11 protein-coding genes are annotated in these 13,827 nt (G+C 62.3%); 5 read left to right on the plus strand and 6 right to left on the minus strand.

What is annotated here, in order from left to right; translation table 11 throughout:
- Positions 1-79 precede the first annotated feature (79 nt).
- Genes fepD through fepC form a run of 3 tightly spaced genes read left to right on the plus strand, consistent with a single transcriptional unit; the run spans position 80 to position 2,870 of the window.
- Positions 80-1,084 (plus strand): Fe(3+)-siderophore ABC transporter permease, encoded by a 1,005-nt coding sequence (gene fepD / locus H2Z33_RS01840; protein ID WP_017382515.1) that lies wholly within the window; start codon positions 80-82, stop codon positions 1,082-1,084.
- Positions 1,084-2,073 carry an iron-enterobactin ABC transporter permease gene (gene fepG, locus H2Z33_RS01845; RefSeq protein WP_026094382.1) on the plus strand — a complete coding sequence of 330 codons (990 nt, stop codon included), beginning with the start codon at positions 1,084-1,086 and terminating at the stop codon, positions 2,071-2,073. Before fepD ends, fepG begins: the two co-directional genes overlap by 1 nt.
- Positions 2,070-2,870, plus strand: coding sequence for an iron-enterobactin ABC transporter ATP-binding protein (gene fepC / locus H2Z33_RS01850; RefSeq protein ID WP_063134778.1), 801 nt, complete (start codon positions 2,070-2,072; stop codon positions 2,868-2,870). Before fepG ends, fepC begins: the two co-directional genes overlap by 4 nt.
- 89 nt (positions 2,871-2,959) lie before the next feature.
- Here the strand turns inward: fepC and entF are convergent, their stop codons facing one another.
- Genes entF through fes form a run of 3 tightly spaced genes read right to left on the minus strand, consistent with a single transcriptional unit; the run spans position 2,960 to position 8,236 of the window.
- Complete coding sequence (gene entF, locus H2Z33_RS01855) at positions 2,960-6,817, minus strand: enterobactin non-ribosomal peptide synthetase EntF (protein WP_063134777.1); 3,858 nt, start codon at positions 6,815-6,817, stop codon at positions 2,960-2,962.
- Complete coding sequence (locus H2Z33_RS01860) at positions 6,814-7,026, minus strand: MbtH family protein (protein WP_015571182.1); 213 nt, start codon at positions 7,024-7,026, stop codon at positions 6,814-6,816. The genes entF and H2Z33_RS01860 overlap by 4 nt, the downstream gene beginning before the upstream one ends.
- Before the next feature lie 10 nt (positions 7,027-7,036).
- Complete coding sequence (gene fes, locus H2Z33_RS01865; RefSeq protein WP_017694342.1) at positions 7,037-8,236, minus strand: enterochelin esterase; 1,200 nt, start codon at positions 8,234-8,236, stop codon at positions 7,037-7,039.
- A 146-nt stretch (positions 8,237-8,382) separates the two neighbouring features.
- Here fes and H2Z33_RS01870 point away from each other — a divergent pair, with 146 nt between their 5' ends.
- Both H2Z33_RS01870 and entD read left to right on the plus strand, forming a co-directional pair.
- The gene (locus H2Z33_RS01870) at positions 8,383-10,632 is read left to right on the plus strand and encodes a TonB-dependent siderophore receptor (RefSeq protein WP_017382520.1); all 2,250 of its coding nucleotides are present in this window, start codon (positions 8,383-8,385) and stop codon (positions 10,630-10,632) included.
- A gap of 82 nt (positions 10,633-10,714) precedes the next feature.
- The gene (entD, locus tag H2Z33_RS01875; RefSeq protein WP_063134776.1) at positions 10,715-11,404 is read left to right on the plus strand and encodes an enterobactin synthase subunit EntD; all 690 of its coding nucleotides are present in this window, start codon (positions 10,715-10,717) and stop codon (positions 11,402-11,404) included.
- On the opposite strand, the gene H2Z33_RS01880 is transcribed toward entD, so the two are convergent.
- The 3 genes from H2Z33_RS01880 to sitB are packed head-to-tail and all read right to left on the minus strand — an operon-like array spanning position 11,340 to position 13,827.
- Complete coding sequence (locus H2Z33_RS01880) at positions 11,340-12,179, minus strand: metal ABC transporter permease (RefSeq protein ID WP_023303259.1); 840 nt, start codon at positions 12,177-12,179, stop codon at positions 11,340-11,342. The genes entD and H2Z33_RS01880 overlap by 65 nt on opposite strands.
- On the minus strand, positions 12,173-13,024 hold the full coding sequence (sitC, locus tag H2Z33_RS01885) for an iron/manganese ABC transporter permease subunit SitC (protein WP_023296090.1): 852 nt from the start codon (positions 13,022-13,024) through the stop codon (positions 12,173-12,175). The genes H2Z33_RS01880 and sitC overlap by 7 nt, the downstream gene beginning before the upstream one ends.
- Entirely contained in the window at positions 13,021-13,827 is an 807-nt protein-coding gene (gene sitB / locus H2Z33_RS01890; RefSeq protein WP_032657506.1) for an iron/manganese ABC transporter ATP-binding protein SitB, read from the minus strand. The genes sitC and sitB overlap by 4 nt, the downstream gene beginning before the upstream one ends.

Genomic DNA, 13,827 nt, shown 5'->3' on the forward strand with positions numbered 1-13,827 from the left:
TCCATGGGCGCACATGCTAACATAGCCAAATAAGATAGATAACGATAATTACTATCATTATCACATCATGGACGTTGCTATGTCGTTTTCCTCTTCCGCGGTGCGCGCCGTAGCCGTGCCCGTTTTATTGCTGCTGTTGATCCTTGCGATTGCACTCAGTTTGCTGGTTGGCGCGAAGCCGCTGCCCGCGTCCGTTATTGTCGATGCGCTCTCCGGTACCTGCCAGAGCGCCGACTGCATTATCGTGCTCGACGCCCGCCTGCCCCGCACCCTTGCCGGCCTGCTGGCCGGTGGCGCACTCGGGCTTGCCGGTGCCCTGATGCAAACCCTCACCCGCAACCCGCTGGCGGACCCTGGCATTCTCGGCGTGAACTCTGGTGCCAGTTTCGCCATTGTGCTCGGCGCGGCGCTGTTTGGTTTCACCTCTCCATCTGAACAGCTGGTGATGGCCTTCTGCGGCGCGCTGGCCGCCTCGCTGGTGGTGGCCTTTACCGGCAGCCAGGGCGGCGGACAGCTCAGCCCGGTACGTCTGACACTGGCGGGCGTGGCGCTCGCGGCGGTGCTGGAAGGCTTATCGAACGGCATCGCCCTGCTCAACCCGGACGTGTATGACCAGCTGCGCTTCTGGCAGGCCGGTTCGCTGGATATCCGTACCCTTGATACCCTGAAAGTGGTGGCATTCCCGGTGTTTATCTCTGCCGCCGTAGCGCTGTGTTTAAGCCGGGCGCTCAACAGCCTGAGCCTCGGCAGCGACACCGCGACCGCCCTCGGCAACCGCGTGGCGCGCACGCAGCTGACGGGCCTGCTTGTCATCACCGTGCTGTGCGGCAGCGCGACCGCCGTCGTCGGGCCGATTGCCTTCATCGGCCTGATGATGCCGCACATGGCGCGCTGGCTGGTGGGGGCGGATCACCGCTGGTCGCTGCCGGTCACGCTGCTGGCGACCCCTGCCCTGCTGCTGTTTGCCGACGTACTGGGCCGCCTGCTGGTGCCGGGTGAATTGCGCGTCTCGGTGGTCAGCGCCTTTATCGGCGCGCCGGTGCTGATCTTCCTGGTACGACGCAGACGCGGGGGTGGCGCATGATGGCCCCGTCCCGTCGATTACTCACCAGCGTCGCCCTGCTGGTCGTCGCCAGTCTGCTGCTGGCGGTCTGGAGCCTGCAAAGCGGTGCCGTAACGCTTGATTTCGCGCAGGTCTTTCACGCTCTCACCGGCAGCGCGCCGCGTAACATCACCATGGTGGTCACCGAATGGCGACTGCCGCGCGTGGCGATGGCGATCCTGGTTGGCGCGGCGCTTGGCGTCAGCGGCGCGATATTCCAGTCGCTTATGCGTAACCCCCTCGGCAGCCCGGACGTGATGGGCCTGAATACCGGCGCGTGGAGCGGCGTGCTGGTGGCGATGGTGCTGTTCGGGCAGCATCTCATGGCCATTACCTTTACGGCGATGGCGGGCGGCATTCTCACCTCCCTGCTTATCTGGGCCCTGGCCTGGCGCAACGGCATCGACACCTTCCGCCTGATCATCATCGGGATCGGCATCCGCGCGATGCTGATGGCGTTTAACACCTGGCTTCTGCTACAGGCGTCGCTGGAAACCGCACTCTCCGCCGGGCTGTGGTACGCCGGTTCCCTCAACGGTCTGACGTGGGGAAAAACCTGGCCCGCCGCGCCGCTGATTATCCTGATGTTTATTGGCGCGTTGCTGCTGGTCAGGCGCATGCGCCTGCTGGAGATGGGCGACGACAGCGCCTGCGCGCTGGGCGTGAGCGTAGAGCGCTCGCGCCTGATGCTGATGCTGGTGGCGGTCTTGCTGACCGCAGCGTCTACCGCCATCGCCGGGCCGATCTCGTTTATTGCCCTTGTCGCGCCGCATATCGCGCGGCGACTTAGCGGCACCGCGCGCTGGGGATTAACCCAGGCAGCGCTATGCGGCGCAGTATTACTGCTAGCCGCCGATCTCTGCGCTCAGCGGCTGTTTACGCCTTATCAACTGCCGGTGGGCGTGGTGACCGTCAGCCTCGGCGGGATTTACCTCATCGTCTTGCTCGTTCAGGAGTCACGCAAGAAATGACAGATTCAACACCCCGCTTGCGCGGCGAAAACTTGACCCTCGGCTACGGTAAAAAAATCATTGCCCGGGACTTATCCGTTGCCATTCCGGACGGCCACTTCACCGCCATCATCGGGCCAAACGGCTGCGGCAAATCGACATTGCTGCGCACGCTGAGCCGCCTGATGTCGCCGGTTGAGGGCAGCGTGTTCCTCGACGGGGAGCAGATCCAGCGCTTCGCCAGCAAAGAGGTGGCGCGCCGAATTGGGCTGCTGGCGCAAAACGCCACCACGCCGGGGGATATTACCGTGCAGGAGCTGGTCTCCCGCGGGCGCTATCCGCACCAGCCGCTGTTTACCCGCTGGCGTAAAGAGGATGACGAGGCGGTGAACCGAGCGATGCAGGCGACGGGTATTACCGAGCTCGCCCAGCAGAGCGTGGACACCCTCTCCGGCGGGCAGCGTCAGCGCGCGTGGATCGCGATGGTGCTGGCGCAGGAGACCTCCATCATGCTGCTGGACGAGCCGACGACCTGGCTGGATATCAGCCATCAGATTGACCTGCTGGAGCTGCTGAGCGAACTGAACCGCACGCAGGGCTACACCCTGGCGGCAGTGCTGCACGACTTAAACCAGGCGTGCCGCTACGCTACGCATTTGATTGCGCTGCGCGACGGCGAGATTGTGGCGCAGGGCGCGCCGAAGGAAATTGTGACGCCGGATCTGATCGCGCGGATCTACGGCATGCGCTGCATGATTATTGACGATCCGGTGGCGGGTACGCCGTTGGTGGTGCCGTTGGGCAAGCGTGCGGTCTGATGCCCTCACCCCGGCCCTCTCCCACAGGGAGAGGGAGCAAACCATCCCCTCTCCCCGTGGGAGAGGGTTAGGGTGAGGGGCTTTAAACGTTACCCCAAAATTTCCTTCAGTACCGGCCCAATCTTTTCAAACGCCTGCGGTGAAATAATATCCACGTGGGCGCAGTCCTGGCTGTACACCTCCAGCTCACCCACCCACGGCGCCCACGCGGCCTGCGGATCCAGGGTTCGCGTTCGCTCGGCGACAAACAGCGTCGCTTTACCGTCAAACCGCGCGCTGTGTGCCGTGGTGAGCAGCCGCACCGCGTCCGCATAGTTGCCTTCAATGGCGTTAAACAACTCGCTGGAGCCCTGCCCCTGCTGGGCGGCAATAAACGCCTGACGTTCGCGCTCAATTTCCGCCAGCACCTCCGGATCGAGGCCGTTGGCCTCTTTCTCCGCCCAGTTCTGGGTTTCCGGCGGCCAGGTATCCAGCAGGCCGAGGAACGCTACGTCTTCACCCTGCTCGCGCAGACGCGCCGCAATGCCCTGCGCCAGCGTGCCGCCGAGGGAATAGCCGGACAGATAATACGGCCCCTGCGGCTGTTGCTTACGCAACGTGTTCAGATGATGTTCGATCACCGCATCGAGATCCGCACACTGCTGCATCGGCCCCTCAGGCCGGGGAGACTGAATGCCGACGATTGACCAGCGCGGGCTGAGGTAGCGCGCCAGGACGCTAAACTGCCAGGCAAAGCCGGACGCCGGATGGAAGCAGAACAGCGTGGGGCCGTTGCTTTCACGCAGCGGGAGAACGGTTTCATACCCCAGACGCTGCGCCTGCTCGTCGCTCATCTGCGAGTCCAGCAGGGCGCTAAGCTTGCTCACCGTCGAGGCGACCATAATCTGCCCCGGCGTGACCTTGCGGCTGAACGCACGGCTGAGCTGAGCCGCAAGGCGCATCGCCAGCAGCGAGTGGCCGCCGAGGGCAAAGAAATCGGCCTCGATATCGTTCACCGCGCAGCCCAGCAGGGCAGAAAACGCCTGCGCCACGGTGACTTCAGTTTGCGTCTCGGGCGCGCGACCGGAAGTTTTGCTGGTCAGCTCCGGCAGCGGCAGCGCCTTGCGATCCAGCTTGCCGTTGGCGCTTAACGGCAGCGCGCTGATTTGCAGCAGCACCACCGGCACCATATGCGGCGGCAGCTGGGCTTTGAGTGAGGTAAGCAGCGCGTCGCGATCCAGCGGTAAGCCGGATTCAGAGACAACGTATCCCACCAGCTGGCGGGCATCGCCGCCCGTGGCAGCCGCCTGGTTGAACACGCAGGCGTGCGCCACCGCCTGGGCCACATCCGGCAGCGCGAGCATCGCCCGGTCGATTTCGCCCAGCTCGATGCGCTGGCCGCGGATTTTCAGCTGATCGTCGCTGCGGCCCAGATATTCCACCGCGCCGTTGTCCAGCCAGCGGGCAACGTCCCCGGTGCGGTACATTCGCTCGCTGGGGGCAAACGGATCGGCGATAAAGCGGCTGGCGGTAAGGTCGGGGCGTCCCAGATACCCCTGCGCCAGCTGAATGCCGGTGAGATACAGATCCCCCGCCACGCCGAACGGCACCGGGCGCATCATCGCGTCCAGAATGCGCAGCCCCGTATTCCACACCGGGAAGCCGATCGGCACGCTGTTGCCTTCCACCGCCGCCAGCTCGGGGCCGTACGCCGGATACCAGCTGACATCCACCGCCGCTTCGGTCGGGCCATAGAGGTTGTGCAGCGGCGCATGGGTGAGCTGTTCCCACTCGCGACACAGCGCAGTCGGCAACGCCTCGCCGCTACAGAACACCTGCTTCAGCGTCCTGCAACAGTCGACGTTTTCCGGCGTCAGCGAGGCGACGAACGCCGCCAGCATCGACGGCACGAAGTGGGTGGTGGTCACGCCGTACTGCGCGAAGAAACTCTGCATTGCCTGCGGATCGCGGTGCGCGTCCGGCTCGGCCATCACCAGCTTCGCCCCGGCGATAAACGGCCACCAGAACTCCCACACCGACACGTCAAAGCTGCACGGCGTTTTCTGCGCCACCACGTCATGCGCCGCCAGTGGATAATGATCCTGCATCCACTTCAGGCGGTTAACGATGGCGGTATGGCCGACCATCACCCCTTTTGGACGCCCCGTCGAACCGGAGGTAAAGATGATGTACGCGGTCTGCTCCGGCTTCGCCAGTCGCAGAGGTTCAGCATCGGTGGCCGGTAATAGTGTGTTGTAACTAAAGGTGGCGATCGGCAGATCGTTAAAGCGCGGAAGCTGCTCGTCGGTGGTAATGAGCAGCGACGGCTTCGCGTCCTCCAGCATCATCCGCAGACGGTCATCCGGGTAACCGGTATCCAGCGGCAGCCAGGCGGCGCCAGCTTCAACAATCCCGTGCAGCGCCAGGGTCAGGAACACCGAGCGCGGGAGCGCCACCGCCACGCTGTCGCCCGGCTTCACGCCGCGCGCGCGCAGCAGGTTTGCCAGCGCGACCACCTGCTCGCGCATCTGGCGGTAGTTCAGTTCAGTATGGGCATCCGCCAGCGCGGGGGCGTCCGGCGTTTTGCTCGCCTGCTCCGCCACAAGATCCGCCAGCGTGGTGGACGGCAGCGCCAGCCCGGTATCGTTGATGCGCGCCAGCCGGGCGTATTCCTGCTCTGATACGGTTTCCACGTCGCCACAGCGCAGGTCCGGATTGGCGGCAAACTGTGTCAGCATTGCGTTCAGGCGCGCCGCGTGCCCCTTCAGCGTCGCCTCGTCGTAACGCTGTCCGTTGGCGAGGATCTCAATGCTCAGTCCGCCCTGCTCGTCCGGGAACAGCGCCAGCTCCAGATCGTTCACCGGGCCGGTTGCCAGCGTGTGGGTAATGGCCTCCACGCCGTCGATATTCAGCTGATAATCGAACACCTTGACGTTCAGCACCGGACCAAAAAGGGCTTCGTCGCCTGCGGCACGTCCGCTGTCGCGCACGATCTGCTCGGCGTCGTAACGCTGATGGCGGCGCATCTTTTTCAGCTGGTTCGCCAGGCGCAGCGCCAGTTCCGGCAGGCTCTCCTGCGGGCGAATATTCACCGCCAGCGGCAGGACGTTGAGCACCGGTCCGGTCGCAGTGAGCGCCGCGGAACCCATGCGGCGCATAAAAATAAACCCGGCGGCGTAGTCCAGCCGTCCGGTCAGGCGGCCCAGCCACAGCGCCACCAGCGCAAGGGCCAGATCGGTACGCTGCGCCTGGCCTGCCTTCTGTGCAAGCTGGCTGAACGCACGGCCGTCCATCGCAATTTTCAGGCGCAGGATATCGGTGGTGGCGGCGCGTCCCGGCAGCGGCGCGGAAGAGAGCGAGACCGGAGAAGGAAGCTGTTTGCGTTGTTCGGCCCAGAAAGCACCGTCGCGCTGATACGCCTCGCTGTCGCGATAGCGCTGATACTCCTCCACCACCTCGGCGAACGGGGTGAACGGCGAGGCCGGCGTGGATTCACCTTTCTGCCACGCAGCGTAAATGGCGGCGATCTGACGGGTAATAGCCGGGAAGCTGAAGCCATCTACCACCAGATGATGATACCGCTGATACCAGTACCAGTGGCTTTCTCCCACCTGGATCAGCTGGTGAAACGCCAGCGGCTGACCGCTGTCGACGCGCAGGTTCTGGTTGAGATCGGCCTCCATCAGCGCCACGGCGGCGTCGTGGGAGTCAACGCGCACGATGGACGGCTCCGGCAGGAGCATGGCCTCATCGATCCACTGCCACACCTCACCGTTATCTTCGGCAAAACGCATCCGCAGGGTGTCGGCCTGCATCATGCCTTCAGCGATGGCTTTTGCCAGCAATGGCGCATCGATAGCGCCTTTCAGCTCGGTGTAGTGCGCGACGCTCCAGGCGTTTGGCAGGGAGGAAAGCTGCTCTGCCATCCAGATCCCCGGCTGGGCGGCGACAAGAGGGAGACGGTTCATGCGCGCTCCCCCGCAAAACATGACGGCTCAAGCGTCTGCCACTGTTCCGCCAGCCACTGCTGGCACGCCTCCTGAGATTGCGGTTCGCAGACCACGCGCCAGCCCGCGGGCAACTCGCACTGCTGCGGCCACAGGCTGTACTGCCCCTGGTCATTTTGCAAAATGGCGAACTGTCCCTGCGGATTATCGAAAGGATTGCTGAATTCCATACAGACTCCGTTATTGAATAAGCGGCTGCCAGAGGGTCATCAGCCCCTGCGTCAGCCCACCGCGCCAGCAAAGCGCATCGTGTCCGCCGTCAACCTGACGCCAGAAAACCGGTTGCTGAGTGTGTAGTTCGGCGAGGATCGCCTGGTTTGCGCGCAAAATAAGCGGCTCGTTGCGCCCGGCCTCAAGGACGATGCGCAGCCCGCGAGCGGTTTTGTCACCCGCTTTGAGTTGTTCGATGAGCAGCCCGTCCTGCTGCGCGCCGCGGTGCGGCCACCAGTAGGATCCGGACTGGCTGAGGATGCAGCCAAAACGCTGCGGCCAGTTGAGGCCCGCATAGAGGGAAGAGAGCCCGCCGAAGCTCTGACCCGCCACCACGGTATGGTCGGCGCGGTCGCTGAACGGGGCCATGCTTTTCACCTGCGGGAGAAGTTCGTCCTGCACCGCCAGCCAGAAATCAGGGTTACACGGCAGCTCGCGGCTGCGGTGTGCGGTGTCAATCACGTCGATTAAGACATAGACCGCAGGCGGCAGTTTGCCTTCAAGGGTGAGCGACGCCAGCGCAGGCCAGACGGGCATGCTTTCGGCCCAGAACTGCCCGTCGAGCAGCACCGCCAGCGGGCGCTCGGGGCTTTCATCCCCGGTGGTAAAAATCCACACGCGGCGACGGTTCTTCAGACGCGCGCTGTGCCACTCAATGCAGACAGGCTTTTTGTAAGGGGTATCGGGATGGTTCCAGCCGGGCTGTACGGGCGCCTCCGGCATCTCCAGCGCCGAGACGGCGTGCCCGCGCCCGCCGCGCCAGCTCTGGGCATTCAGCGGGTCGGACACCGCGTGCGGCAACAGTTTGCGCCAGCCTTCGCGCAGCGCCATGCGGTCCGGCTGATCGCCTTCAAACACTGCGCTGGCAAAATCGTTTTCATTGTCGGAGGGGATAAAACAGTAGCTGCCGCGCCATTCGGGGCTGAACTCGCCCTGCCACTGCCAGACGTCGGTATCCGGGATACGTTCAAGGGACTGCGGACGGGCATTTTGATGGTGATCGGTCACACCGGTGACGTAGAGCCAGACGCGTTTAACCGTCGACGTTTTCTGCGTTCCCGCCGGGTCCCGCCACCAGAATGTCACGCGATAGTTTTCCTGATGACGTTCCCGTTCCGGCCCGTCTTTCGCCTGCCACCACGCTTCACTTCCGGTTGTTAACGCCGTCACCCTTATAACCCCATGTTTAACAGTCTTTTTTGTTTCAGAGCAAATTTTATTGATAATATTATTGATAACTATTTGCATTTGCAATAGCGTAATGCCCGCGCTGTGGGAAGCGCGCTCATTAAATAACCATAAAAGCGGGACGTACAATGAATAAGAAGATTCACTCTCTGGCCTTGCTGGTCAATTTAGGGATTTATGGTGTCGCGCTGCCCGTCATGGCAGACGACAACACCGCCTCCGCGCAGCATGAAGACACCATGGTGATCACCGCCGCCGAGCAGAATTTGCAGGCGCCGGGCGTGTCGACCATCACCGCCGACGAGATCCGCAAAAACCCGCCCGCGCGGGACGTGGCGGAAATCATCCGCACCATGCCGGGCGTTAACCTGACCGGCAACTCCACCAGCGGCCAGCGCGGGAATAACCGTCAGATTGACATTCGCGGCATGGGCCCGGAAAACACCCTGATCCTGATCGACGGCAAGCCGGTCACCAGCCGCAACTCCATCCGTCTGGGCTGGCGCGGCGAGCGTGATACCCGCGGCGATACCGGCTGGGTCCCGCCGGAGATGATCGAGCGCATCGAAGTGATCCGTGGCCCGGCTGCTGCCCGCTACGGTAACGGTGCGGCGGGCGGCGTGGTGAACATCATCACCAAAAAATTTGACGACCAGTGGCACGGCTCCTGGAACACCTACCTGAATGCGCCAGAGCATAAAGACGAAGGTTCCACCAAACGCACTAACTTCAGCCTGAGCGGCCCGCTGGGCGGGGATTTCAGCTTCCGCATGTACGGTAACCTGGATAAAACCCAGGCCGACGCCTGGGACATTAACCAGGGCCATCAGTCTGACCGTACCGGCGCATATGCCGACACGCTGCCGGCAGGCCGTGAAGGGGTCGAGAATAAAGACATCAACGGCGTGGTGCGCTGGGACTTTGCGCCTATGCAGTCCCTGGAGTTTGAGGCGGGATACAGCCGCCAGAACAACCTTTACGCGGGCGATACCCAGAATACCAACAACGACAACAGCTCAAGCGGGCTGGTGAAGAAGAACTACGGTAAAGAGACTAACCGTATCTATCGTCAGAACTTCGCGGTGACCTGGAACGGCGGCTGGGATAACGGCATTACCACCAGCAACTGGGCGCAGTACGAACACACCCGCAACTCGCGTCTGGGCGAAGGGCTGGCGGGCGGTCTGGAAGGATTGTTCAACAGCAATAAATTCACCGACACCGACCTGGCCGACGTGATGCTGCACAGCGAAATCAACCTGCCGATTGATTTCATTGTGAACCAGAACCTGACGCTCGGCACCGAATGGAACCAGCAGCGCATGAAGGACTCGACCTCCTTCACGCAAACCCAACAGGGGGGCACCATTCCGGGCATGAGCGAAGACCGTAGCCCGTACACTTCAGCGGAGATCTTCTCCCTGTTTGCCGAAAACAACATGGAGCTGACCGACAGCACCATGCTGACCCCTGCCCTGCGCTTCGACCACCACACCATTGTGGGTAATAACTGGAGCCCGTCCCTGAACCTGTCGCAGGGTCTGGGGGATGACTTCACCCTGAAGATGGGCATCGCGCGCGCCTATAAAGCGCCAAGCCTGTACCAGACCAACCCGAACTACCTGCTGTACAGTAAAGGCCAGGGCTGCTACGCCAGTTCCGACGGCGTGGGCTGCTACATGATGGGTAACGACGATCTGAAAGCGGAAACCAGCATCAACAAAGAGATTGGCCTGGAGTGGAAACGCGACGGCTGGCTGGCGGGCGTGACCTGGTTCCGCAACGACTACCGCAACAAGATTGAAGCGGGCTACGCGCCGATTGGCCAGACGTCCACCGGCAAAGTCACCACCGATATCTACCAGTGGGAAAACGTGCCGAAGGCGGTAGTGGAAGGTCTGGAAGGCTCCCTGAACGTACCGGTCAGCGATACCATCAACTGGACCAATAACATCACCTACATGCTGCAAAGCAAGAACAAGGAGACCGGCGATCGTCTGTCGATCATCCCGGAGTATACGCTGAACTCTACCCTGAGCTGGCAGGTGCATCAGGACGTATCGCTCCAGTCGACCTTCACCTGGTACGGCAAGCAGCAGCCGAAGAAGTACAACTACAAAGGTCAGCCGGTGACCGGGTCTGAAAAAGACGAAGTCAGCCCGTACAGCATCGTGGGCCTGAGCGCGACCTGGGACGTGACCAAAAACGTCAGCCTGACCGGCGGCGTGGACAACGTCTTCGACAAGCGCCAGTGGCGCGCCGGTAACGCCCAGACCACGGGTAATACCACGACGGGTGCGTATATGTACGGTGCGGGCGCGTATACGTATAATGAACCGGGCCGTACCTGGTATATGAGCGTGAATACGAGGTTCTGATAAAGGCAGTGACTTCCCCCTCTCCCCATGGGAGAGGGCCGGGGTGAGGGCATCAGGCCGCACAATACTGAAGGGAAAAACCATGCACACCACCCACAGCACATTTTCTCTCGCCGGCCACACCCTCCACCGCATCACTTTCGACCCCGCCACCTTTACCGACGCCGATCTCCTCTGGCTCCCCCATCACGCGCAGCTTGCTGACGCCGGACGCAAACGCAAGGCCGACCACCTGGCAGGCCGCATCGCCGCCGCGCACGCCTTACCTGACCACACCATGCCCGCCATCGGCCCCAGCGGGGAACCGCTCTGGCCGCAAGGTATTTCCGGCAGCATCACCCACAGCGGCACGCAGGCGATAGCCGTCGTCACGCAATACCCGGCGCTTATCGGCATCGATTGTGAAACGATCCTCTTCGAAAACGAAGCCAGGGAAATCAAAGACGGCATTATTGATACGCAGGAAGAACCTGTGCTTTCCCGCCAGGGATACCCGTTCGCCCTCGCCCTGACGCTGGTCTTCAGCGCCAAAGAGAGCCTGTTTAAGGCCCTCTTTCCGCAGGTACAGGCCCGGATGGGTTTTGACAGCGCCCGCGTTACCAAGCTCGACGACAAGACGCTCACGCTGGCGTTGACCCGTCAACTGGCAGGCTTTGAAGAAGGCACCGCCTTCCGCCTGCACTGGCAGCAGCACGGCGAACAGGTCATCACCCTGCTGTCACACGCTCCTGGCGACGAGCCTTCACGCTGGTCACCACAAACGTCACGATAAACACCATCGCGAACAGGACCACAATGGTCGGCGCAGGCGCGCTGTCGAGATAAAACGAGGCATAAACGCCGCTTACCGACACCAGCGCTGAAACGGCGACCGCCACCAGCAGCGCCATGTGAAAGCGTCGGGTAATCAGCACCGCCACGGCGCCGGGCGCAATCAGCAGGGAAATCGACAGAATGATCCCCACCGCTTTCAGCGTCGCAACGATGGTCAGCGAAACCATGCACAGTAAGCCGTAGTGCAGCCAGCGGGTGCGCAAGCCACTCGCCTGCGCCTGCTGATAGTCAAAGCAGAACAGCAGAAAATCGCGCCACTTCAGGCCAATCACCAGCGCAATCAGCCCCGCGACGAGACCGCTTTGCAGAATGTCCATCCCGTTAATACCCAGCATATCGCCGAACAGAATGTGGTCGAGATGCACCTCAGGTTTGACGGCGATATAGAGGATCAGCCCGGCGCCGAACATGCCGGAAAAGACGATCCCCATGACCGTATCCTGTTTGATGCGGCTGTTATCCTTCAGATATCCGGTGGCGACCGCGCAGAAAAGACCGGCTACGAACGCGCCCAGCGCCAGCGGCAGGCCCATCATCCAGGCCAGCACGACGCCGGGAAACACCGCGTGGCTCATGGCGTCGCCCATCAGCGCCCAGCCTTTCAGCACCAGAAAAACCGACAGCAGCGCGCAGGGCACGGCCACCATGAGTGAAATCAGCAGCGCGTTGTTCATAAACGCAAACTGGAACGGTTCGAGAAGCAGCGTCAACATGGGTGTGCCTCCCGCGCCCGACGGCGGCTGGCAAGCAGTCCGTGCTTCGGCGCAAAGACGAACGCCATCAGGAACAGCAGCGTCTGGGCGACCACGATAATGCCGCCGGTGGCGCCGTCCAGGTAATAGCTGGCCCACGCGCCGAGGAAGCTGGTGATGCTGCCAATGGCGACCGCAATCATCAGCAGGCGCGGGAAGCGGTCGGTCAGCAGCCACGCGGTCGCGCCGGGCGTGACCACCAGACAGATCACCAGAAATGCGCCGACGGTTTGCAGCGCCGCCACGGTAGAGACCGCCAGCAGCGTGAAGAAGAGAATTTTCAGGCGTTCAGGACGCAGGCCGATGGCGCGGGCGTGGTTCTCATCAAAAAAGGTCACCATCAGATCTTTCCATTTGAACAGCAGGATAACTATCGACACCACGCCGATAATCGCCAGCTGGACGATATCTTCCGGGGCGATAGCCAGAATATTGCCGAGGACGATGGTCTGAATGTTCACCGAGGTCGGGTTGAGCGAGACCATAAACAGCCCCAGCCCGAAAAACGAGGAGAAGATCAGCCCGATAATGGCGTCCTCCTTCAGGCGGCTGCGCTGGTTGAGAAACAGCATGCTGCCCGCCGCCAGCCCGCCCGATAAAAACGCCCCCAGCGAGAACGGCAGCCCGAGCATGTAGGCCCCCGCTACGCCCGGCACGATGGAGTGCGACAGCGCATCGCCGATCAGCGACCAGCCTTTGAGCATCAGATAGCAGGAGAGAAACGCGCATAGCCCGCCCACCATCGCCGAGACCCACATCGCGTTGAGCATGTACTCGTAGCCGAAGGGTTCGAGAAGCACGTTCATTTGGCCTCCTGACGGTGCGTAACGAAGGGGCGTTCGTCGTCGGTAATAATGCGATCTTCCGAGCCGCTGAGCACCACGTGGCGCAGCACGCCGCTAAAGGCGCGCTCGAGATTCTCGGCGGTAAAGGTGATATCCGTCGGGCCGCTTGCCAGCACGGTGCCTTTGACCATCACCGTGTAATCGCAGAATTCCGTGACCGAGCCCAGGTTATGGGTCGAGACCAGCATCGTTTTGCCCTCGTCGCGCAGCTCCCGCAGCAGGCTGATGATCCTGGCTTCGGTTTTGACGTCCACGCCGGTAAACGGCTCGTCGAGCAGGATCACCTCGCCCTGCTGGGCAATCGCCCGCGCCAGAAACACGCGCTTCTTCTGCCCGCCGGACAGCTCGCCAATCTGCCGATGGCGCAGCTCGAGCATATCTACACGCTTCAGGGCGTCGGTGACGATCTGCTTATCGCATTCTTTGGGACGACGCAGAAACCCCATATGCCCATAGCGGCCCATCATCACCACGTCCTCGACGAGCACCGGAAACGACCAGTCGACCTCTTCCGACTGCGGCACGTAGGCGACCAGGTTCTGACGCAGCGCCCGGTGAGGCGGCAGCCCCAGAATGGAGATAGTGCCGCTCGCCGCCCGCACAAACCCCATCACCGCCTTAAACAGCGTGGACTTGCCGGAACCGTTCACCCCCACCAGGGCGGCAATCGATCCGCCCGGCACGCTGAACGATGCGTCGCGCAGCGCCGTGTGGCCGTTGCGGTAGGTCACGGTCACGTCGGTTACAACAATCCCCTTCTGCAT

It is taken from the genome of Enterobacter sp. YSU (genome assembly GCF_016082135.1).
GTDB classification, from domain to species: Bacteria; Pseudomonadota; Gammaproteobacteria; order Enterobacterales; family Enterobacteriaceae; genus Enterobacter; species Enterobacter hormaechei_C.